19 protein-coding genes and 1 pseudogene are annotated in these 20,730 nt (G+C 58.3%); 9 read left to right on the forward strand and 11 right to left on the reverse strand.

Annotation, left to right across the window (positions count from 1 at the left end; translation table 11 throughout):
- Positions 1-15: 15 nt before the first annotated feature.
- The 7 genes from ABOK31_RS32310 to ABOK31_RS32340 all read right to left on the reverse strand — a co-directional run bounded on the left by ABOK31_RS32310 (position 16) and on the right by ABOK31_RS32340 (position 7,305).
- Positions 16-1,038 carry a LacI family DNA-binding transcriptional regulator gene (locus ABOK31_RS32310; RefSeq protein WP_349962847.1) on the reverse strand — a complete coding sequence of 341 codons (1,023 nt, stop codon included), beginning with the start codon at positions 1,036-1,038 and terminating at the stop codon, positions 16-18.
- A 108-nt stretch (positions 1,039-1,146) separates the two neighbouring features.
- Positions 1,147-2,154 carry a zinc-dependent alcohol dehydrogenase family protein gene (locus tag ABOK31_RS32315; protein ID WP_349961776.1) on the reverse strand — a complete coding sequence of 336 codons (1,008 nt, stop codon included), beginning with the start codon at positions 2,152-2,154 and terminating at the stop codon, positions 1,147-1,149.
- A gap of 10 nt (positions 2,155-2,164) precedes the next feature.
- Positions 2,165-2,935 (reverse strand): L-iditol 2-dehydrogenase, encoded by a 771-nt coding sequence (locus tag ABOK31_RS32320; protein ID WP_349961778.1) that lies wholly within the window; start codon positions 2,933-2,935, stop codon positions 2,165-2,167.
- 27 nt (positions 2,936-2,962) lie between these two features.
- Positions 2,963-4,075, reverse strand: coding sequence for a sn-glycerol-3-phosphate ABC transporter ATP-binding protein UgpC (gene ugpC / locus ABOK31_RS32325; protein ID WP_174173632.1), 1,113 nt, complete (start codon positions 4,073-4,075; stop codon positions 2,963-2,965).
- A gap of 9 nt (positions 4,076-4,084) precedes the next feature.
- Entirely contained in the window at positions 4,085-4,918 is an 834-nt protein-coding gene (locus ABOK31_RS32330; RefSeq protein WP_174173631.1) for a carbohydrate ABC transporter permease, read from the reverse strand.
- 12 nt (positions 4,919-4,930) lie between these two features.
- Positions 4,931-5,839 (reverse strand): sugar ABC transporter permease, encoded by a 909-nt coding sequence (locus ABOK31_RS32335; protein ID WP_174173630.1) that lies wholly within the window; start codon positions 5,837-5,839, stop codon positions 4,931-4,933.
- Between the two features lie 152 nt (positions 5,840-5,991).
- Positions 5,992-7,305: a sugar ABC transporter substrate-binding protein gene (locus ABOK31_RS32340; protein WP_174173629.1), complete on the reverse strand. Its 1,314-nt coding sequence runs from the start codon at positions 7,303-7,305 to the stop codon at positions 5,992-5,994.
- A gap of 284 nt (positions 7,306-7,589) precedes the next feature.
- On the opposite strand from ABOK31_RS32340, the gene ABOK31_RS32345 reads away from it, so the two are divergent.
- From ABOK31_RS32345 to ABOK31_RS32355, 3 genes are all read left to right on the forward strand, one after another.
- A complete protein-coding gene (locus ABOK31_RS32345) occupies positions 7,590-8,579 on the forward strand; it encodes a sugar kinase (protein WP_349961781.1) in 990 nt (329 codons plus the stop codon).
- Positions 8,576-9,844, forward strand: a complete 1,269-nt coding sequence (locus tag ABOK31_RS32350) for a D-tagatose-bisphosphate aldolase, class II, non-catalytic subunit (protein WP_349961782.1) — start codon at positions 8,576-8,578, stop codon at positions 9,842-9,844. The genes ABOK31_RS32345 and ABOK31_RS32350 overlap by 4 nt, the downstream gene beginning before the upstream one ends.
- A gap of 575 nt (positions 9,845-10,419) precedes the next feature.
- Positions 10,420-11,217, forward strand: coding sequence for a hypothetical protein (locus ABOK31_RS32355; protein WP_349961784.1), 798 nt, complete (start codon positions 10,420-10,422; stop codon positions 11,215-11,217).
- Between the two features lie 78 nt (positions 11,218-11,295).
- Here ABOK31_RS32355 and ABOK31_RS32360 read toward each other — a convergent pair whose 3' ends face one another.
- Both ABOK31_RS32360 and ABOK31_RS32365 read right to left on the reverse strand, forming a co-directional pair.
- The gene (locus tag ABOK31_RS32360) at positions 11,296-12,735 is read right to left on the reverse strand and encodes a sulfatase-like hydrolase/transferase (RefSeq protein ID WP_349961785.1); all 1,440 of its coding nucleotides are present in this window, start codon (positions 12,733-12,735) and stop codon (positions 11,296-11,298) included.
- A gap of 1 nt (position 12,736) precedes the next feature.
- Entirely contained in the window at positions 12,737-13,786 is a 1,050-nt protein-coding gene (locus ABOK31_RS32365) for a LacI family DNA-binding transcriptional regulator (protein ID WP_350019308.1), read from the reverse strand.
- A gap of 150 nt (positions 13,787-13,936) precedes the next feature.
- Between ABOK31_RS32365 and ABOK31_RS32370 the strand changes: the two genes are divergently transcribed.
- From ABOK31_RS32370 to ABOK31_RS32395, 6 genes and pseudogenes are all read left to right on the forward strand, one after another.
- Positions 13,937-15,373: a sulfatase-like hydrolase/transferase gene (locus tag ABOK31_RS32370; RefSeq protein WP_349961788.1), complete on the forward strand. Its 1,437-nt coding sequence runs from the start codon at positions 13,937-13,939 to the stop codon at positions 15,371-15,373.
- On the forward strand, positions 15,370-16,386 hold the full coding sequence (locus tag ABOK31_RS32375; RefSeq protein WP_349961790.1) for a formylglycine-generating enzyme family protein: 1,017 nt from the start codon (positions 15,370-15,372) through the stop codon (positions 16,384-16,386). Before ABOK31_RS32370 ends, ABOK31_RS32375 begins: the two co-directional genes overlap by 4 nt.
- Before the next feature lie 68 nt (positions 16,387-16,454).
- Positions 16,455-17,189, forward strand: a complete 735-nt coding sequence (locus tag ABOK31_RS32380; RefSeq protein ID WP_349962850.1) for an ABC transporter permease — start codon at positions 16,455-16,457, stop codon at positions 17,187-17,189.
- Positions 17,186-17,978: pseudogene (locus ABOK31_RS32385) on the forward strand (ABC transporter ATP-binding protein); the annotation flags it as partial. The gene ABOK31_RS32380 and the pseudogene ABOK31_RS32385, both read left to right, overlap by 4 nt.
- A gap of 9 nt (positions 17,979-17,987) precedes the next feature.
- Positions 17,988-18,965 carry an aliphatic sulfonate ABC transporter substrate-binding protein gene (locus ABOK31_RS32390; protein WP_349962851.1) on the forward strand — a complete coding sequence of 326 codons (978 nt, stop codon included), beginning with the start codon at positions 17,988-17,990 and terminating at the stop codon, positions 18,963-18,965.
- Between the two features lie 297 nt (positions 18,966-19,262).
- Positions 19,263-19,607, forward strand: a complete 345-nt coding sequence (locus ABOK31_RS32395) for a hypothetical protein (RefSeq protein WP_349961793.1) — start codon at positions 19,263-19,265, stop codon at positions 19,605-19,607.
- 11 nt (positions 19,608-19,618) lie between these two features.
- On the opposite strand, the gene ABOK31_RS32400 is transcribed toward ABOK31_RS32395, so the two are convergent.
- Positions 19,619-20,080: an N-acetyltransferase gene (locus tag ABOK31_RS32400; RefSeq protein ID WP_349961794.1), complete on the reverse strand. Its 462-nt coding sequence runs from the start codon at positions 20,078-20,080 to the stop codon at positions 19,619-19,621.
- A gap of 95 nt (positions 20,081-20,175) precedes the next feature.
- The gene (locus tag ABOK31_RS32405) at positions 20,176-20,709 is read right to left on the reverse strand and encodes a tail fiber protein (RefSeq protein ID WP_174173620.1); all 534 of its coding nucleotides are present in this window, start codon (positions 20,707-20,709) and stop codon (positions 20,176-20,178) included.
- Positions 20,710-20,730 lie beyond the last annotated feature (21 nt).

The following is a 20,730-nucleotide window of genomic DNA, read 5'->3' on the forward strand; positions in this document are numbered from 1 at the left end:
TGCCGAGCTTCGTTACTAGGCCGATTCGCGCAGCATGAGGTCGGCGGATAATAGAAAGCGCGCAGTCGAGGCCGCATCGACTCTATTATCGCTCTCATCATTGTCGCCGAGCATGCTGAGAAGCATATCAACAGCCCGTCTGCCGATTTCGCTGACATTCTGCGCGACCGTCGTGATCGGCGGACATGCGTATCTCGACAGGGGATGATCGTCATGTCCGGCAATGCGGATGTCGGACGTCGTACCATGTCCAACTTTAAGACCCATCTTGTAGGCAGCGGCGATCGCACCGAACGCAATTCGGTCGTTTGCGCAAAGAATGGTTTTCGTCGGCAATCGTTTCAGGTCGGTGAGCCGCATCATCTCGTCGAAGCCGAATCTTTCGAAATCCCAAGTGCGGATTTTTGCCGTAGGCAGGATGTGTGGCGTCAACCCGAACCGCATCATCGCGTTGACATATGCAGCTTCGCGCGTACGGGCGTTCGTGTTCACATCGGGCATTCCGAGATAGCTCGGTGGCTCGCCCGACCGGCATAGATAATCGACGATCAGCCCAAAGCTTTGCTGATTATCGGTACCGACGAAAGCGGAAGTGTCATCCAATGGCGAATCCACGTAAACAAGCGGAACACTTCTGCCGTATTCCGCCAGAGTCTGCTGGTGGGACTCCACCCCAAGCGGCGCGATGATCGCACCGGCCACGTTCAACGATTTGAGGGTGCGGATCGCCCTGTCCTCAAGGTCGGACTGCCCGTCCGTCGACAAGACAAGTGGGAAAAACCCCGCTTCTGTCGCCAGCGCTTCAATCCTTCGGGTGAGCGCCATATAAAACTGGTCGATCGAATTTGGAATGACGATCCCGACGATATTGGTCCGGCGCCGATTGAGGTTGACGGCAAAGAGGTTTGGCCGAAACCCTGATTTCTTGAGCGCAACTTCGATAGTCTCGCGCGTTTTCTTTCGGACTGAACTCGGATCGTTGAAGTATTTGGACACTGTGGGGCGAGAAAGGCCGACGAACTCCGAGAAATCCTCCATTGTCTTGATCGGTTTCGGCACGACTTTGTCTCCAGACTCTATAGAAAAGTGTCTATCCGACTCTTTCTCGAGGGAAAAGAGAGTTCCTCCCGGTGGGAGGAACCGAGATTATTCCGCGACAAATTGCACTTTCATCGTGGGCGTGCCGCCGCGCTTGGTGAAAAAGGGCAATACTTCCTTGAGCGGAAGTCGATGTGAGATGAGGCGAGCCATTGTGCCGTTATCCTTACGAAGCAAATCAAGGGCGGCAGGCAGATTCTGATTCAACGAGTGCGAGCCTGCAATCGTCAGCTGACGCCGGAAGATGTCGAAGGGGGATATCGGGACCCGAACGCCGGGAGCACATACGCCGAACACCAGGATCGCGCCGCCGTCCTGTGCAAATTCCGGCATGCTCTCCACGACTGTCGGAACACCCGTCGCATCGGCAACAAGATCGAAAGCTCGTTTACGGCTCTCGAGTTCCGGGGACGCAGGATGCACGGCATCCAATCCCAGCTCCCTGGCAAAGCTCAGGCGGCTTTCATCGATATCGGCAACGACGACGTCGCTGACGCCCTGCGCCCTGATCGACAGGGCAAGCAGCAGCCCGATCGGGCCGCCGCCGAATATAAGAGCGTTTTCCGCGCGCCGCACGCCGGTTGTCAGGCCGATATTGCCGAGCCCGTTAAGGACACAGGCGAGCGGCTCGGCCAAAGCCGCGACGTCGAATGAAAGATCGCCGATATCGTGGAGGTGAGACACCCTGACGATGTTGTATTCGGCAAAGCCGCCATCTTGGGTGACGCCGTAGGCCTTCAACTCCTTGCAAAGATTTGTCAGTCCCTTGCGGCACAGATTGCAGGTGCCACAGGGCAGGTTGGGATCGACGGCGACCCTTGCGCCCGGCCGCAAACCGGTGACATCTTCGGCGACCGCCTCGACCAAGCCTGCATATTCATGGCCGGGAATCAGAGGAAAGCGCCCTTCGCCGTAGCGGCCGTGAAGAACGTCGATATCCGTGTGGCAGAGCCCCCCAGCCTTCACGCGGATGAGGGCATGTCCCGGCGCCAAAGCGGGCAACGGCATATCGGCCAGCCCCGCAACGCCTTTTTCGGTGAAACATATTGCTTTCATGTCGGATCACTCAGCTCATCCAGTTGCCACCATCGACATTATAGGTCTGCGCGAGGATGTAATCGCTGTCCGAGGACGCAAGAAACACCGCAAGACCCTTGATATCGTCGGGCGTTGCGAACCTTCCGATCGGAACGGACCTGGCAACGGCAGCCTTCTTCTCGCCCGGCTTCAGGCCTTCCCACTTCGCGAAGTGGGCATCGACGATATCCCAGTGCTCGCCATCGACCACGCCGGGCGCGATGGCGTTTACGTTGATGCCGTATTTCACCAGGCCCAAGGCCGCTGATTGTGTTGCCGAAATGATGGCTGCCTTGGAGGCGCAATAGAGCATCACCAATGCTTCGCCACGGCGCCCGGCCTGGCTTGCCATGTTGATGATCTTGCCGCCTCGGCCGTGGGCAATCATGACGTTCGAAACGGCCTTCATCATGAAGAGGGGGCCCTTCAGGTTGATCGAAAACACCTTCTCGTAGCTAGCCTCGGTGATCTCGTTGATCGGAGCCATGTCGAAGATGGCGGCATTGTTCACCAGAATGTCGATGCCGCCATAGGCCTGGTCGATCTCCTTGACGACAGCGTCGATGGCATGGAGATCGGTGACATCGAGTTTCATCGCGGCGGCGTTCGGCCCGAGTTCTCGGGCGGCCTCGGATGCTCTTTCGATATTGATATCGACGATGATGACTTTCGCGCCTTCCTTGATGTAGGCCTCCGCAAAGCCAAGTCCGATGCCACGGGCACCGCCGGTGATGAGTGCGACTTTGTCTTTCAGCTTCATGATATTCCTCCCTGACAGAGGTTGCGCCTAATGCGCAACGTTGGTGGTGATATGGTTGGCTTCGAGCCTGCGCAGCGCGATGCCGTTTTCATCGAAGAGATGGCCGTCTGATGCATTGAACGCCAGAGAGACCGTTTCATGCAGGCGATGGCTGTCGGCTCCATCCGTCTCTACGATGACCAATCGCCCGGGGGCGATCTGCACATAGACATAGGTGTGGCCGCCAAGCCGCTCGACGACCATGATCTCGCCTGAGATGGGGCCGTCTTGGGCGATGCGGAGATGTTCCGGCCTGATGCCGAGCGTCATGGTCGCGCCGGAGCTGACCGTGCCGGAGGCTGGAACCTCCAATGTCGAGCCACCCGGCAGCGACACAGAGACGCCGGATGCGCCGGCGCTCGACGCTGTCACCGGGAGGAAGTTCATGGCTGGCGAGCCTATGAAGCCCGCGACGAACTGGTTCACCGGACTGTGGTAGAGCTCCATCGGTGCGCCCACCTGCTCGATCCGGCCATCGCGCAGAACCACGATCTTGTCGGCAAGCGTCATGGCCTCGACCTGATCGTGGGTGACGTAGATCATCGTCGCCCCGAGCTGGTCATGGAGGCGTGCCAGCTCTATGCGCATCTGCACGCGCAGCGCGGCATCCAGGTTGGAAAGCGGTTCATCGAACAGGAAGATGCGTGGCGAACGAACCATCGCGCGCCCGATGGCGACGCGTTGGCGTTGTCCGCCGGAGAGTTGCTTCGGCTTGCGATCCAGCAGATGCCCGAGCTGCAAGAGGCCTGCGACCTCATTGATCTTGGCGTCCCGTTCGCCTTGAGGAATGCCGGCCAGCTTCAGCGCAAACCCCATATTATCCTTGACCGACATATGCGGATAAAGCGCATAGGTCTGGAACACCATGGCCAGGCCGCGCTGATCGGGTGGGATGTCGTTGGCATGATCACCATCGATAACCAGATCACCGCTGCTGATATCCTCGAGCCCCGCGATCATGCGCAGCAGCGTCGATTTCCCACAGCCCGACGGGCCGACAAACACCACGAATTCCCGGTCGCTGATATCGAGATCGACACCCTTGATGACGTTGACCGCGCCAAAGGTCTTCTTCACTTCCTTGAGACTGAGAGTAGCCATATGCGTTTCCTATTTGACTGCGCCGAAGGTCAGACCGCGCACGAGCTGGCGCTGTGTCATCCAGCCGAAGACGAGGATGGGTGTGATGGCGAGCGTCGAAGCCGCCGAGAGCTTCGCCCAGAAAAGTCCCTCGGGCGATGAAAAGGATGCGATGAACGCCGTGAGCGGACCTGCCTTGGAAGCAGTGAGATTCAGGCTCCAGAAGGCTTCGTTCCAGCACAAAATGGTGGAGAGAAGTGCAGTGGATGCGATCCCTGGAAGCGTCAGGGGAAGGAGCAGGTACCAGATCTGCTCGAAGGTACTTGCGCCATCCATACGACTGGCTTCAAGGATTTCATGCGGCACGTCCTTGAAGAAGGAGTAGAGCATCCAGACCACGATCGGCAGATTCGACAGCGTGAAGACGATGACGATCGCTGTTCGCGTATCCAGAAGACCGCTGTCTCGGCACAATAGATAGATGGGAACCAATACTCCGACAGCGGGAAGCATCTTTGTCGAGAGCATCCACATCAGGAGATCTTTGGTTCTCTTGCCCGGAAAGAAAGCGGCCGCATAGGCAGCAGGAATGCCTATTGCGAGGCATAATATAGTCGAGCCGATGCTCTCGACGACACTGTTCAGTGCATATTGGACGTAATTGGCACGGGCATTGACATCAACGAAGTTTTCCAGCGTCGGCGTAAAGAAAATCTTCGGAGGGGTCGCTACCGCATCAATCTCGGTTTTGAATGATGCCATGAGCATCCAGAGGATTGGAAAGAACATCAGCAGAGCTGCAGTCCAGCCACCGATTCCGCACCAGAGCTTCTGAGAATGAAGGAGGTTGTTTCGTCTTGCCATTCTCGTCTCTCCTCAATTATCCAGATTGCGGGCGACAGTGCGGATCAGGAATGCCGCGACGACATTGGCAAGGATGATCGCAAAAACGCCCCCAGCCGATGCAGCTCCGACGTCCCACTGGAGAAGGGCCTTGTTATAGATGAAATAGGTGAGCGTCGTGGTCGCCGTACCTGGCCCGCCCGTCGTCGTGACCTGGATTTCGGCGAATACTGCGAGCAGAAAGATGGTCTCGATCATGACGACGACTGAAATCGGTCGCAAAAGGTGCGGCAGTATGATGTGACGGAACGTCGACCATCCTCTCGAACCATCAAGCCGAGCTGCTTCCATCTGTTCGCGGTCGAGCGACTGCATAGCGGTCATCAGGATAAGCGTCGCGAACGGTATCCACTGCCAGGCGACGATGATGATGATGGAAGTCATCGGGATCTGCACGAACCAGTCGATCGGCGTCAGGCCGACGAGCTTGGCAAGATAGGCAAAGAGCCCATTGACCGGGTGCATCAGGAGGTTCTTCCAGATCAACGCAGTAACCGTCGGCATCACGAAGAATGGGGCGATAATCAAAAGCCGTGCAATTCCGCGCCCGGCGAATTCGACATCGAAGAGCAGCGCGAACACCACTCCGAAGCCGATAGATAGGGCAAGGGCGGCGAAAAGAATGATGAGAGTCCTGAAGATCGCCGCCAAGAGACCGCCATCGGTCAGCAGATAGGAATAGTTGTCGAGACCGGCGAAACCGGCGCTCAATGGATCAAGCAGATTGTAATACTGCATCGAGAACCAGAGCGTCAGGGCGAGCGGAACGATCATCCAGGCCAGGAGAAGGCCGACAGCTGGCGCAAGAAGCGGGCCGGTTCGGATCGAACGGCCGGAACGCTTCGGTGTCCGCCGGATGAATTCACGCGAAATCGTTGTCATCGAAAACCTCTTCGCCGTGTCTTGGCCGCCGGCTGGAGGCGATCGGACGGAGCGATTGGGAAAGGAAGCGAGCCGGAGTTCCGGCAGCGGGCGCTGCCGGAACCCTCCGGGAGGAAGCCCGCGGTCGCGACACCGCGGGCGAGGCGGCTATCTCACTTGGGGTAGCCGGCCTTTTTCATCTCGCGCTCGACCTGCTTCTGGGCATTGTCGAGAGCGGCATCAACGGTTTGCTGGCCAGCAAGCGCCGACGCGATCTGCTGACCGACGATCGTTCCGATCCCCTGGAATTCCGGGATCGCGACGAACTGGACACCGGTGTAGGGAACCGGATCCTTGGTCGGATGCGCCGGATCGGCAGAAAGGATGGCCTTCAGCACGGTGCCGGCAAAAGGAGCGGCCTTCTGGTATTCGGGCAGGTCATAGGTCGACTTGCGGGTGCCGGGCGGAACGGCAACCCAACCCTCCTTCTCGCCGACCATCTTCACATATTGCTTGGAAGTGGCCCACTTGATGAAGGATTTGGCAGCCTCTTCCTTGGTGGAAGAGGTTGGAATCGCGAGGTTCCACGACCACGACCAGCTCGATCCGTTCGGCGTCACATTGACCGGCGCGCGCGTGAAGGCGATCTTGTCGGCCACCTGGCTCTGCTTGGGATCGTAAACGCGGCCGGCTGCCGAGGTCGCATCGATCCACATGGCGCAGTGACCGGTCGAAAACAGGGCCTGGTTCTCGTTAAAGCCATTTGACGTCACGCCGGGAGGGCCGTCCTTCTTCATGAGATCGACGTAGTCGGTAATGGCTTTCTTCCACGGTTCGGAGTTGATCTGCGGCTTCCAGTCCATGTCGAACCAGCGGCCGCCATAGGTGTTGATCATGGTTCCGAGGAAGGCCATGTTCTCGCCCCAACCCGGCTTGCCCCGCAGGCAAAGGCCGTATTGCTCCTTGGACTTGTCGGTGAGCTTGTCCGCAAATTCCTTGATCTGATCGTAGGTCGGCTGGTCGGGCATCTTGAGGCCCGCCGCGTCGAACAGATCCTTGCGGTAAAGGGTAAACGAGCTTTCGGTGTAGAACGGCACGGCGTAGAGCTTGCCGTCGACGGTCAGGCCGGATTTGATCGGCGCCAGCAGGTCGCCGTAGTCGTAGTCGTCGCCGAGGTCGTCGATCGGCTGAAGCCAGCCCTTCTTGCCCCAGATCGGCGCCTCATAGCCGCCGATGGTCATGATGTCGTATTGGCCGCCCTTCGTCGCGATATCCGTGGTCAGCTTCTGGCGGAGCACGTTTTCTTCGAGGACGACCCAATTGAGCTTGTTGCCCGTCTCTTTTTCCCACTCGGGGGAAAGCTTTTGCATGATGATCATATCGCCATTGTTGACGGTGGCGATCGTCAGTTCCTCAGCCTGAGCCAAGCCTGCAGCCAGCGAGCAGCCGGCGGCCGAAGACAGCATTACAGCAAGAATCCTCTTCATCGTCTCGCTCCTCCTTACGAGCGTTAGCGCACAATCTTACGTGCGTAAATATTTAATTATTTAGTATGCGCTCCATGTCAATCAAAATTTATTGACAAAAAGCGGCGCGACTTAGTGCTTTGTCGATATCTTATTGAAAATAAAGTATATTATTTCGCGGTCTGCTTCGAAGCGCCGACTTGCAATCAAAGTATGCATCTTCTTAAAAATTTTCATGCGTAAAGTTATGATTGACGCGAGCCATTGGAAGACGTACCGATCAATGCAGCAGGGAGGATGAGCACATGATTGTTCACAATGGGCGCATAGCCCCGGAAAGCCTCGGCCCGACGATCACGGTCGGCGAGATACTCGTCGAGATCATGGCGAGCACCACCGGGTTCGGATTCAAGGAGCCTCAGACGCTCATCGGCCCGTTTCCGAGTGGCGCACCCGCAATTTTCATCGATCAGGTCGCCCGTCTTGGCGGCGCGGCTGGCATCATTGCAACGGTAGGGGCCGACGACTTCGGCGCTGTGAATATAGAGCGCCTCAGGCAGGACGGCGTAGACATCTCGGCCATATCCATCTCGCCTGATAGGCCGACTGGGAGTGCGTTCGTTCGCTATCGTGACGACGGATCGCGAGACTTTATATTCAATATCATGCATTCGGCAGCCGGCTCGATAACCCTTACGTCGTCGGCAGAGACCTTGATTGCCAAGGCCGGACATATGCATGTAATGGGGTCTGCCTTTGCAATCCCGGGAGCTGGCAATGTGATCGATGCTGCCATCCGTTCGGTTCGCTTCCGTGGTGGATCGGTCTCGTTCGATCCGAACATCCGCAAGGAACTCCTCGGTTCAGGAAATTTCCGGAGCCAATTCGAGGCCATGATCCGCAATGCTGATCTTCTGTTGCCGTCTGGCGAAGAGCTCTTTGTAGCCGCGGGAACAGACGGAGAGGCCGCGGCCGTCAAGGCACTCCAGGCTCGTGGTGTCGGCGAAATTGCGTTGAAGCGTGGCAGGCAGGGAGCCACCTTTTTTGGGGCCTCCGGCGCGAGATATGATTTCCATGGGTTCGAAGTGGACGAAGTCGATCCAACCGGTGCAGGAGATGCCTTTGGCGCGACTTATTTGACGTCGCGCCGGCAGGGTCTTGGCCCGGAGGTCTCATTGGAACGGGCAGCCGCGGCCGGGGCCTATAATGTGACACAGCGGGGGCCCATGACCGGCCTGCCCGACATCGCACGACTTGATTTTTTCCTTTCCACCAATCCGCGGAGAGCAGCATGAACCTCTTTCTTAAAAGCCTTGCAGATGCTCGCCGCGCCGGCAAGCCGGTTGGAATTACATCGGTGTGTTCGGCGCACCCGCTCGTGCTTGAAGCAACGATGTCGCTGGCTAAACGGGAGGGCGGTCCGGTCTTGATAGAGGCTACCTGCAATCAGGTTAATCAGTTCGGCGGCTATACCGGAAAGACGCCGGCGGATTTTGCTGGAGATGTTCTCGCGCTCGCCGAGGCCAACGGGGTCGGGACTTCCGAGGTAATCCTCGGCGGTGATCATCTCGGACCAAATCCCTGGCGGCGAGAGACCGCTGCGGCGGCGATGGCCAAAGCCGAGATCATGGTTGCTGAATATGTGAAAGCGGGCTTCACCAAAATCCATCTCGACGCATCCATGGCCTGCGCCGATGACCCATCTGCCCTCGACGATGCGATCGTGGCTCAAAGGGCGGCAAGGCTTGCCAAAGTCGCCGAGCAGGCTGCGCGGGACGTCGGCACCGAGCCGCTCTACGTGCTGGGGACGGAAGTTCCAGTCCCGGGGGGCGCGGACCATGCGCTCGATGTCGTCGAGCCGACCGGGGCCGAAGCTGCGAGGGCCACCATCGAGACCCATCGCGAGATTTTCGCAAGGAAGGGGCTGTCGGAGGCATTCGACAGATGCATTGCCTTCGTCGTCCAGCCGGGCGTGGAATTCGGCAATGAAAACGTGGTTGACTACAGACCGGAGCTTGCAAGGAAGCTTACCGGTGTGCTCGATCAGGAAGTCGGCCTGGTTTTCGAAGCGCATTCGACCGACTATCAGTCGGAGGGCGCGCTGACCGCACTGGTGCGCGATGGGTTTCCAATTCTGAAGGTTGGGCCTGGATTGACGTTTGCACTGCGAGAGGGCCTCTTTGCGCTTGACTTGATCGCAACGGAACTTGATCCGGACTATGACCGCAACCTTGCCGTCGCCATGGAGCGCCTCATGCTGAAGCATACAGGCGACTGGGCAGGACATTATCACGGCAGCGATGAGGCTATCCGGCTTCAACTCCGCTACAGCTACAGTGACAGAATCCGTTACTATTGGGGTTATCCTGAAGCTGTTCGCGCCGTTCAAAAGCTCACCGATACACTTCATGGCCGCGAAATCCCACCGACGCTGGCAAGCCAGTTCCTTGGGCGAATGGCGGATAGGGTCGGCGTGAAGGACAGTGTAAGCAAGATCGTCAAGACGTTTGTCGGCGATGTCCTCGAAACATACGGCCGTGCATGCAAGCAAGCGGGTTGACCGATCCGGAAACGGTTCTGCTGCCGCATATTCTGTTCGCCATTGCTATCCAAAGCACGAAGGGCCTCGCAATATCGGGGTCCTTGCCATTTATGGGCTGATGGAAGGATCACGCATGTTGTGTGCCCATATCCGCGAGCCATTTCTGCCGCTGCTCGATCGGCAATCGCGGAGATAAGATTTTTCGACAAGCGAAAATCCGGTACAGATTGAGCAAGGCTGCGGCTTTTGAGTAAGGGGCTTTCGATAGCCCGTTTTCTGCGCTCCAGGACAGTAATCTTCGGAACAATCAAGCCCTCTGATTTTGGCCCGACTTTGTCTTGGAGGTCCCAAATGCTGACGTCGGATCAGCATTTCGACAGTGCTCATTCCAACGCTCAAGGATGAAGCCAGCGCCAGACAGGCGTCAGCTCTCTTGAAGGCACGCAACTTCCGGTTATCTATTTGCCAAGTCCGTGCGTGAGGCGTTTTGCCGAAGCGGTGAAGAGCCTGATGCATCCATTTGCAGAAACTGCCGCATTGTTGCAATTGACTGTCATGCCGACCCTGGTTGCATGCGGGAGAGGGAAGAATGAATGGCCGGCCCGACTGAGCATTCCTATCAGAAGACGTTCCTCGGGGCGGTGGCGATCGCGTTCCTGTATCTGCTGCTGACCTTGGTGTTATCACGACAGGTGCAAGACGAACTTAGTGCCGGAAATTGGGGTCGTGTGCTTGGACCGCCCATTTTCGCGACGCTGATCGGCACGCTGATTGCCGGTTACTGGACGCGCAAATCATCAAATGCCGTTTCGTCCGCACGCGGGGCAATGCGAGGCGGCGCGATCGCCTTGACGCTGCTCGTGCTGATGCGCGTTGGCGATTTTGCCGAACAGCAGGAACAGCAGGAAATCCAGGCCAAGGCGATCGCGCAATGGAAACTCGAACCGATGCCGGTGCAGGTGACATGGCCGAGTGGATGGCAGGTGGCGCCTGTTCAGTTCAATGACAAACTGTCCGGTTTCATGCAGGCGGCCAACAGTCAAACGGACGCAGCGACAAGCTTCGTATCGCTTGTCTGCGCGCATCCCTCATCGCCCTCCGCCAACCAGCCACTGGATGAATTGCTGAAGCAAACGGCAGACGGATTTTTTGGACAGTTCAGGAAGGAGAATATCGAACTTGTTGCCGGTACATCGGGCGATGGCGCACTCGGTGGCTATCCCGGACGGCGACTTGAATTCAACAGCAAGAGCGATACGCTCATCCTGCACGGAGAAATCGTTGCTGCTCATGGGCCGGCGTGCTTGCTACTGACGATTGCCTATCATGCTGGCGAGCCCTACGGCACGATGAAGGAGGTCATCGACCGCTTCGAGGCTTCCATCAAATAGCCCGGCAAGATGCCGCACGCCTGTCCGGGTTACTTTGATAGGCAGGCATCAGGCTGATCAAGGCTGAGCCGTTCCCGCTCATGCGATCGCCTCCGTCCAGCCTTGCGTCTTCAAGTCGCTGCGGATGCGCCATTTCAGGATTTCATCAATCAGGCGACGTTTGACATCCTGATAAGCGGGATCGCTCCATAAATCGTTGACCTCATTTGGATCGGCAGACAGATCGAAAAGCTGGCCTTCGTCACTCTCGACGAAGTGGACCAGCTTGAATTGCCTGTCGCGGATCATCGTCATGAATTCCGTGCCGCTCAAGATTCTGTCGCCCGCATGTTCGGAGAAGACGAACTCGCGCGGCGTGATCTTGGTGCCCGTAAGGTAGGGAGCCAAGGAACGGGCCTCCATCCATTTTGGCACTTCAAGTCCCGCCATCTCCAGGATCGTCGGCCCGAAATCGAAAAGCGAGACGAGGTCGCCGACGATATTGCCGCGCTCGACACGGTTCGGCGACCAGACGATTGCCGGCACGCGCACGCTCGGCTCGTACATCGTCCATTTCTGGCTGTGCCCGTGATCGTTCAGGCAATCGCCATGGTCTGACGTGAAGATGATGATGGTGTCGTCGAGAACGCCGCGGCGCTCTAGCGCTTCCATGAGCTTGCCGATCTGCGTGTCGATCATCGAGACATTGGCGAAATAATGCTCGCGCTGGCGGCGCAATTGCTCCGGTGTCGGATTTTCAAGATGCACGACCGCATCGTGATCGACGCTTAGATGTTGTTCTCTGAGCTTCTTGAGCGCCGACGGCTGCTGGTCCATCGCCACTTGGTCGCGGATCGCTTCAGGCAGATCGCGATCCTTATATTTGTCGATATAGTCCTGTGTCGGATCATAGGGCGGGTGCGGGCCGGGGATGCCGATCTGCAGGAAGAATGGCTCGCGGCCCTGGTAGCGATCGAGCCACATGGCGGCGAATTCTGGAACGAAATTGTCCGAATGCAGATCCTCCGGCAGATCCCAGACGAAGGCACCAAGCCGTTCGCGATAATCTTCGAGCCGTCGGTATGTGACGCGGCTCGGTTTTTCGATGCTCCGGCTCCAGAAAGCCTTGTCCCAGTTGTCGAGATAGAAGGGCAGGCGCTCGGTCGCTCTATCCTTGTTTTCGACGACATGCCTTTCGTGAAAACCGAAGGAGTCTTCGAAGGGAGATGTGTGCATCTTGCCGACGTTGACGCAGCGGTAACCGGCATCGGCAAGGCGACGCACCCAGCTGTGCGTCCAGCGCTCATCGTTGCGGAATACACCGTTGGTGTGCGGATAGAGCCCCGTGAACAAGCTTGCCCGAGAAGGCGCGCAGGAAGGGGACGTCACGTACATGTGGCTGAAACACGTGCCTTCCCGAACCAGGCGATCAAGATTCGGGGTGATCATATAGTCGAATCCAGCTGCCGCGATCGTATCGAAACGCTGCTGGTCGGTAATGACGAAGACGATGTTGGGCCTCTTCTTTGCCTCTGTCACGTCAATCTCCATTCAGGGATTTAAGGGGCGGGCGGGTACTGTTGCGTGCGAGCAGCTCCCAATCGACCACGTTCGTTCTCGGTTCCTCGCCGTTGATCCGCGCAACGATCAGCTCGGCCGTAAGCTCGCCGATCCGATGGCGATCGGGCTTGACCGTGCTGAGCGACGGGGTGACATAGTTCGCCGCTTCGCTGTCGCCGAAACCGATGACGCCGATATCGCCCGGCAGCTTTCTGTCGCGTTCATGCAGCGCCTTCAAGACACCGAAGGCGACGACGTCGCTGTTGCAAATGATCCCGTCAATCTGAGGATTGCCGTCGAGCAGTTCATGGGTGAGCACTTCGCCAAGCGCCGGCCGGCCGCCTTCCTGTCGAACAGCGTAGACGAGATCCGGCAATCCCGCCGCAGCAATGGCGCTGGCCGCCCCGCGGGCGCGTTTCCTGGCGCGCATGTCGTTTTCGCGCCTGCTGCCGAGAAAGGCGAGATGCCGGTAGCCGCACGCAATCATGTGATCGGCCTGCGCCCTGCCGGCCCCCTCATGATCCATGCCGACGGCAGAATCGATGATGTCGCCGCCGACATCCCACATCTCGATGACCGGAACCCCTGACGACGTCAGCAGCTCGGTGACTTTGGCCGGATGGTCGACACCGATAATGGCAACCGCCGCCGGGCGCCAGCTGAGGATCGAGCGCACGAGCGTTACTTCCTGATCCGGATCGTAGCGCGTATTGGCGAGCATGACCTGAAGATTGTCTTTGAGGAGCGCCGATTGCAGGGCATCGATGATGGAGGCAAATTCCGAATAATAGAGCGATGTCACCACGACGCCCACGATGTCGGATCTCGTCCCCGACAGGCCGCCGGCGAGACGGTTCGGCACATAGTTCAGCTCGTCCATGGCCTTGGCGATCTGTCGCCGCAGCTCCGGTCGCACCGTGTTGGGCGCGCGTAGCGCCCGCGAGACCGTATTGACCGAAACGCCGACCCTGACTGCGATCGAGGCCAGCGTTGGCGTACCGCCCTTTTCTCGCTCCTCCGCGTCCGACACCATTCCTCCTCGCAAAAATTTGCTCAAGTGAGCGTTGCGTTACCGTTAACTTTATGTCATTTCTCAAGTGAGGAGACAAGAGCGCAAAAATTTTTCCAGCGAAACTTTCGATCGAAATTTGTGTTCCGGCAGCAGGGAAGGACGTAGAGCGTGGCCGACCGCCCCAATATCATCCTGATCATGACCGACCAGCAGCGGTACGACTCCATCGCCGCGCTTGGATTTCCCTATGCCGTTACGCCTAATCTCGATGCGCTCGTCGAAAAGGGCGTGACGCTGACGGATTGCCATATCAACGCTCCCAGTTGCGTTCCCTCGAGAGCCAGCCTCTTCACGGGTTATTATCCGCATACGACCGGCGTGCTCGCCAATGGCCAGCACTGGCAAAGGACATGGGTCGAGCAGTTGAGGGATGCCGGCTATCGCTGCGTCAACGTCGGCAAGATGCACACCATTCCCTATAATTCGGACTCTGGTTTCCACGAACGTTATGTCGTGGAAAACAAGGATCGTTACATGGAGGGGCGCTGGTATTTTGACGAATGGGACAAGGCGCTTGCCGCAAACGGCCTCGTCAAACAACAGCGCGAAACCTACCGCAAGCGGGAGGATTACCGCGAACGTCTTGGCGCCTTCGATTGGGAATTGCCGGAAGAGCTGCATTCCGACGCCTTTGTCGGCAATATGGCAAAGTGGTGGGTCGATACATATCCGCAGACGGAGCCGCTTTTCCTGCAGGTCGGCTTCCCCGGCCCGCATCCGCCCTTCGATCCGCCGGCGCGCTATTCTGAGCCCTATCTGAAACGTAACGACCTGCCATTGCCGAAGCCGTCGCGGCAGGAGCTTGAGTCCCTGCATCAGGAATTGAAGGAGAAGCGACAGCACGATGTCGAGGTCGATCATGACTCTGTCGTCTGGAACCTCGATCCATCGCCTGAGCAGATGCAACGTCTCTGGGCTCACTATCTCGGCAACGTGACGCTGATCGACGAGAAGATCGGCGAGTTGCTGGAGGTCTTGAAGGCGCGCGGTTACCTGGAGGATGCGATTGTCATCTTCACCTCCGACCATGGCGAATGCCTGGGGGATCACGGCCTGATCCAGAAATGGTCGATGTATGACGTCGTCACGCGCGTCCCCACAGTCATCTGGTCGACGGCCAATCGGTTCGAGGGTGGCCGGAAGTTGAATGGCCTCTGCCAGCTTTTCGATCTCGGCCCGACCATATTGGAATATGCGGGGATCACGCCGCCGAAGAGCTTTGAGGCGCGCAGCCTGAAGTCGGCACTGGAGACGGGTGAATGGACGCCCCGTACTCATGTATTCTGCGAACAGATCGGTGACGTCGCGATGAGCGGCGGCGTGGAGTTCATGACCGGCGTGCGCAGCGATGGCTGGAAGCTGGTCCATTTCAAAGGGTCGAGCGATGGGCAATTGTTCGACCTCAAGAACGACCCCGGCGAGGTGCACAATCTCTGGAGCAATCCCGCATACGAAGAGCAGAAACGCGAGCTTCTCGATGTCGTGCGGGATTGGCTGATCGAGTCGAACTACCGCACGCGTGACGTCATGGCGGGTGCGCGATGATGGGCTTTCAGCAGGCGACTGCAACCAGATTGACCCTGCCTGCAAAGGACGGGATGGTATGGATCGAAGGCGGCAGTTTCCTGATGGGATCGGGGGATTTCTATCCCGAGGAGGGCCCCGTTCATCGTGTGAGGGTCGACGGCTTCTTCATGGATGCCACGCCGGTCACGAACCGGGACTTTTCGCGCTTCGTTGCCGACACCGGTTATGTGACGATCGCGGAGCAGGCGCCGGACCCATCGCTTTATCCGGGGGCCGATCCGGCCATGCTGCAGCCGGGATCATTGGTCTTTCAAGCGCCGAAGAGCCCTGGCGGCATGCGCTTCTGGGGCGATTGGTGGCACTATATGGCGGGCGCATGCTGGCACCGGCCCGATGGCATCTCGCCTCTGTCGGAGGAGATGATGGATCATCCGGTGGTGCAGGTCTGCCATGCCGATGCCGAGGCCTATGCGCGCTGGGCTGGGAAGGCGCTGCCGAGCGAGGCAGAATGGGAGTTCGCCGCCCGTGGCGGCATCGAAGGGGCGACGTTTGCCTGGGGAGAGGAGTTCGAACCTGACGGCCACAGGATGGCCAATGTCTGGGACGGCAATTTTCCGATGGCCAATCCTGCAGGCAAGGCCAAGTTCGGCACCACGCCGGTCGGAGCCTTTCCCGCAAACGGCTATGGCCTCTCCGATATGATCGGCAACGTCTGGGAATGGACCGACGATTACTGGACGGACCGGCATCCGGACGATGCAGCGAAACCTTGCTGCATTCCGATCAATCCCAGAATTGTCACGGCTGAGCAGAGCTACGACCCGCGTCAGCCGGCGATCCGCATAGCGCGCAAGATACTGAAGGGTGGGTCGCATCTTTGCGCGCCAAACTATTGCCGCCGCTACCGGCCGGCAGCCCGGCATCCGGAAATGATCGACAGCGCTACCACGCATGTCGGCTTCCGCTGTGTCCGTCGTCTGGCCGACAAATCTTGTATCGAAGCATGTACAGTTGAAGGCGAACGGCAATGAGCATCGCAGCGAATGCATCCGCGCGTTCTGACACGGTCCGACGCCCTTTGCTGGCAACATCGGCAGCCATGCTGGTTCTGAATGCAGCTGCCATCGTTGTCGGGATCGGCCTCTGGTGGCTGGTGACGGCCGAAGGGCTGGTCGGTCTCCCAACGCCGGCCCAGGTGGCTGCGGCTGCTGTCACCGAGGCCAGAAACGGTATCCTGCTCAGCGATGCGCTCGCCAGCCTCGGTCGGGTCATGACGGGCTTCTGCCTGGGCCTGATCGTCGCTATTCCCGTCGGATTCCTGATGGGATGGTATCGCATCGCCCGGGGCATCATCGAGCCCTATGTCCAGTTCTTCCGCACCATTCCGCCGCTTGCCATTATCCCGCTCGCAATCGTGACGATGGGCATCGACGAGACGCCGAAGATCTTCGTCATTTTCCTGGCTGCCTTCCTGTCGAGCGTCGTTGCGACCTATCAAGGGGTGATCAGCGTCGACAAGACGCTCATCAACGCCGCCCGCGTATTGGGGGCGGGCGATTTCACCATTTTCCGGCGCGTGATCATTCCGGCCTCGACACCCTATATCATGGTCGGCGTGCGTATCGGTCTCGGCTCGTCCTGGGCCACCGTCGTTGCGGCCGAGCTCATCGCCGCGCAGTCCGGCCTCGGCTATCGCATGCAGCAGGCGCAGCTCTACTATGATCTGCCGACGATCTTTGTGAGCCTGATCGCCATCGGTGTCCTCGGCTTGCTTATGGATCGGATCGTCATGATGGCCGATCGTATTCTCACCGCATGGCAGGAAAAGCTATGACGCCGAAGATCTCGTTTCAAAACGTTTCGAAAAGCTTCGATCTTGCCGGTCAGGCAGCGTTTAGCGCATTGCAGAACCTCAATCTCGATATCGAGGATGGCGAGTTCATCACCGTGGTCGGCCCTTCCGGCTGCGGTAAGTCGACGGCCATGAATATCGCCGCCGGACTGACGCCCCCATCGTCGGGGCAGGTATTGGTCGACAATATGCCTGTGAAGGGACCGGGGCCTGAGCGTGGCGTCATCTTCCAGCAATATGCCCTGTTTCCATGGCTGACCGTGCGGCAGAATGTCGAATTCGGGCTTCAAATCTCGGGGCGCTCCAAGGATGAGCGCCGCAGGATTGCCGATCACTTCATCGAGCTCGTCGGTCTGACGGACTTTGCCGACGCCCTGCCGAAGATGCTTTCGGGCGGCATGAAACAGCGCTGCGCCATTGCGCGGGCCTATGCGGTCAATCCGAAGATATTGTTGATGGATGAGCCCTTCGGAGCGCTAGACGCTTTGACGCGCGTGCAATTGCAGGACCAGCTTCTCACCATGTGGAGCAAGGAACGCCGCACGGTGATGTTCATCACGCATGATGTCGACGAGGCGGTCTATCTGGCGAGCCGGGTCATCGTGATGGCGGCCCGTCCGGGTCGGCTCCACAAGATCATCCCTGTGGATCTGCCCTTTCCCCGGACGGAGGAGATGCGGCTTTCGCCGCAGTTTTCCGAGCTGCGCAACGAGGTCTGGCGGGCCGTCTATCACCCCGCCTCAAACTGAAGATCAGCAATCACAGGAGGAAATGATCATGCTGACGAGACGCAGTTTATTGACGACGGCCGCGGCTCTGACGGCCGCCGCCACGATGCCTATAATCGCCAGGCCAGCTCGCGCGGCCTCAAAGCCGATCAGGATCGGCTATCTCTCCGACTTTCCCAATTCGAGCCTGTTTGCGATCGCCAACGATCAGAAGCTTTGGCAGGCTGAGGGACTGGAACCGGACCTGAAGGTGTTCACCAATGGTCCCATCCAGATTCAGGCCATGGGTGCGGGGAGCCTCGATTTCGGGACGATCGGGCCGGGCGCGCTCTGGCTTCCGGCCAGCGGCCATGCCAGGGTGCTCGGCGTCAATGATATCGGGTTCAGCGACCGCGTCATCGCCCAGGCGGCCTTCGCGTCGATCGCCGATCTCAAGGGCAAGAAGGTCGGTGTTCCGCAAGGCACATCCGGAGAGATGATCCTGCGCATGGCGCTCGAAAAGGCCGGTATGTCGATCAAGGATGTTCAGGTCGTACCGATGGATCCGAGCACGGTCGTTGCCGCCTTCTCCTCCAAGCAGATCGATGCGGCGGGCATCTGGTATCCCTTGATCGATGCGATCAAGCCGCGCGTCCCCGATATGAAGGAACTGGCGTCGAACAAGGACTTCTATCCCGATACCTCGTTCATCAACACCTTTGTCGCGCGCAACGAAACGATTGAGAACGATCCCGATCTTGCCAAGAGCTTTCTGAAGGTCATCAAGAAGGCGATGGACTACCGGGTTGCAAATCTGGATCATGCGATCGAGTTGACGGTCGCCTTTACGCAATCGCCGCCCGATGCGACTGCCAAGGTTGCAAAAAGCCGCAAACTTTTGACGAGCGCCGAGCTGAACAAGTTCACCGAGGACGGCAGCGTCACGAAGTGGCTAGGCGAATTCAACAAGATGTTCGTCGATTTCGGAACCATCAAGGATCCGCTGCCACCGGAGAAATACTTCGATCCGAAATTGTTCCTCTCAGCCTGATTGACGGATCTGTTTGGCGGCAAGGCTGCCGTGTGATGCGGCAGCTGCTGTCAAACGTGTCGGTTTCTCCTACTGGACGTGGTCGAATGTCCCACGTTCGGCAGCGGATGAATGCGGTTCCCGACTACCCGCGGGTGGCGACAAGGTTCGTGGTTCCGCCCTCTGGTAAGATTGACCGAAGCCTCTCGTGCCGGTGTAGGTCCCGATGCGCTATTGCGGCATCGACTCATGCGCGAAGACAAAGCCAGGGGAAGCTTCTTGCTTATCTTCAAGCTGTTGATAAACTTCAATTGAAGAATGAAATATAAGCATCCGCAATCGAGGCGCGAACAGGCAATTGAGGTTGTGATGGTGACTATAACGCTGGATCATTTCGCTCGTTGTGTCGGGGAGGGCTTCGAAATCGATATAGGTGCGGCGTCTCTTGTTCTTACGCTGACTGAGGCTCGGCCTCTGCCCGAACGGGGCTTTAAAGGAATGATGAGGGCGCCGTTTGCATTGCTGTTTCGCAGCATGTCAAAGGTTCTGTTGCCACAGCAGATTTATAGGCTGAACAACGCCTCGCTTGGAATTCTCGACATATTCTTGGTGCCGGTCGCCAGGGACAAGGATGGGATCATTTATCAGGCGATCTTCAATTGATGTCTCAGGGTTCATGCGCCGCCGGTTAGGAGCGGGCGCCACTCCATGCCTATGTGGGTATCGCTGGTTTCCGTGACCGTAAATCCGAAGGCTTGATAAAGCTCGTAAGCGCGCCGGTTGTTTCGATCGACATGCAGGGCGATTCCCAGACTTTGTCCTGTCGTTGCCGCATCTTGAATGGCTTTCAGCGTCGCGGAGCCCAACCCCTGACCACGCCATTCGGTCAGAAAGCCGATATCGATGATATGCCAGGTATCCGCGCTGAGATCGATGTAAAGGCGGCCGATGGAGGTGCCGTCCTTTTCGATGATCAGGAAGTCTGCTCGCGGAAAAGCGGCAGCGTAATAGCGATGTTGGAAATTAAACTGCTGGTCCAGAAATACCTGCTTGTCGTCTCGCGACCAAGGTATCGGGGCCAGCTCATCCTCGCGGAATGAACGGTAAAGTTCTCGCAGAAACGGCAGATCGGCCAACCTTGCGGGACGCAGGATGCATGGAGGAACGCTAGGCAGGCGATGGCCTTCCAGCCCGGGAAACTCCGGTAGAAGGCCTGTGACGATGCCCGTCATCAATCGAATGTTGGATATGCACCGCTCAATGCAATGCAGAAGTTGACGGCCAAATAAGGCTGGCGGTTTTCATGTGGTTGGCTTCCGCCGCCCGTGCCGATGACGGTCGATGCAAACTGCGTGTTCGGCTGGGCATTGGGGAGAAACGGGCTGCTCGAATCCGGCAGGCTGAGCGCATCGCCGGTGCTGGGCGAGGCGGCACGCTTGGATGTATCGCCCTGATTGTAGAGGGTCAAGGAATGCCTGTGTGCCGGCATCTCCGCCTGCGTCAGCGTGATCTCGTTGCTGCCAAAGGTGTCGCCGGCGATGCGTGGCGTCAGGCCGATGCCCTGGCCTTGGTTGCAACCTGCGCGGTTGGCAAAGTTGGGCAGCTGGAACGTGGTAGAGCCATTGCCGCCATACTGGTTGCCAAGCAGGGAAAACAATGCGGCGTTCTGCATGACGGGCAACATTGCGCCGCTACATGATGCCCAACCGAGAGGAGCAAAGTCGAAAGCGAACAGTTGGATCTCGCCGAGAAAAGGTTGTGTCATGGCAATGTCCTTTGGCTGAGG

It is taken from the genome of Rhizobium sp. ZPR4 (assembly GCF_040215725.1).
Classification (GTDB): Bacteria; Pseudomonadota; Alphaproteobacteria; order Rhizobiales; family Rhizobiaceae; genus Rhizobium; species Rhizobium rhizogenes_D.

What these genes read in the sequence shown, in the direction of transcription:
- ABOK31_RS32310 (WP_349962847.1), bottom strand. Translation starts at nt 1,038, where the DNA reads ATGGAGGATTTCTCGGAGTTCGTCGGCCTTTCTCGCCCCACAGTGTCC.
- ABOK31_RS32315 (WP_349961776.1), bottom strand. Translation starts at nt 2,154, where the DNA reads ATGAAAGCAATATGTTTCACCGAAAAAGGCGTTGCGGGGCTGGCCGAT.
- ABOK31_RS32320 (WP_349961778.1), bottom strand. Translation starts at nt 2,935, where the DNA reads ATGAAGCTGAAAGACAAAGTCGCACTCATCACCGGCGGTGCCCGTGGC.
- ugpC (WP_174173632.1), bottom strand. Translation starts at nt 4,075, where the DNA reads ATGGCTACTCTCAGTCTCAAGGAAGTGAAGAAGACCTTTGGCGCGGTC.
- ABOK31_RS32330 (WP_174173631.1), bottom strand. Translation starts at nt 4,918, where the DNA reads ATGGCAAGACGAAACAACCTCCTTCATTCTCAGAAGCTCTGGTGCGGA.
- ABOK31_RS32335 (WP_174173630.1), bottom strand. Translation starts at nt 5,839, where the DNA reads ATGACAACGATTTCGCGTGAATTCATCCGGCGGACACCGAAGCGTTCC.
- ABOK31_RS32340 (WP_174173629.1), bottom strand. Translation starts at nt 7,305, where the DNA reads ATGAAGAGGATTCTTGCTGTAATGCTGTCTTCGGCCGCCGGCTGCTCG.
- ABOK31_RS32345 (WP_349961781.1), top strand. Translation starts at nt 7,590, where the DNA reads ATGATTGTTCACAATGGGCGCATAGCCCCGGAAAGCCTCGGCCCGACG.
- ABOK31_RS32350 (WP_349961782.1), top strand. Translation starts at nt 8,576, where the DNA reads ATGAACCTCTTTCTTAAAAGCCTTGCAGATGCTCGCCGCGCCGGCAAG.
- ABOK31_RS32355 (WP_349961784.1), top strand. Translation starts at nt 10,420, where the DNA reads ATGGCCGGCCCGACTGAGCATTCCTATCAGAAGACGTTCCTCGGGGCG.
- ABOK31_RS32375 (WP_349961790.1), top strand. Translation starts at nt 15,370, where the DNA reads ATGATGGGCTTTCAGCAGGCGACTGCAACCAGATTGACCCTGCCTGCA.
- ABOK31_RS32380 (WP_349962850.1), top strand. Translation starts at nt 16,455, where the DNA reads ATGCTGGTTCTGAATGCAGCTGCCATCGTTGTCGGGATCGGCCTCTGG.
- ABOK31_RS32395 (WP_349961793.1), top strand. Translation starts at nt 19,263, where the DNA reads ATGAAATATAAGCATCCGCAATCGAGGCGCGAACAGGCAATTGAGGTT.
- ABOK31_RS32405 (WP_174173620.1), bottom strand. Translation starts at nt 20,709, where the DNA reads ATGACACAACCTTTTCTCGGCGAGATCCAACTGTTCGCTTTCGACTTT.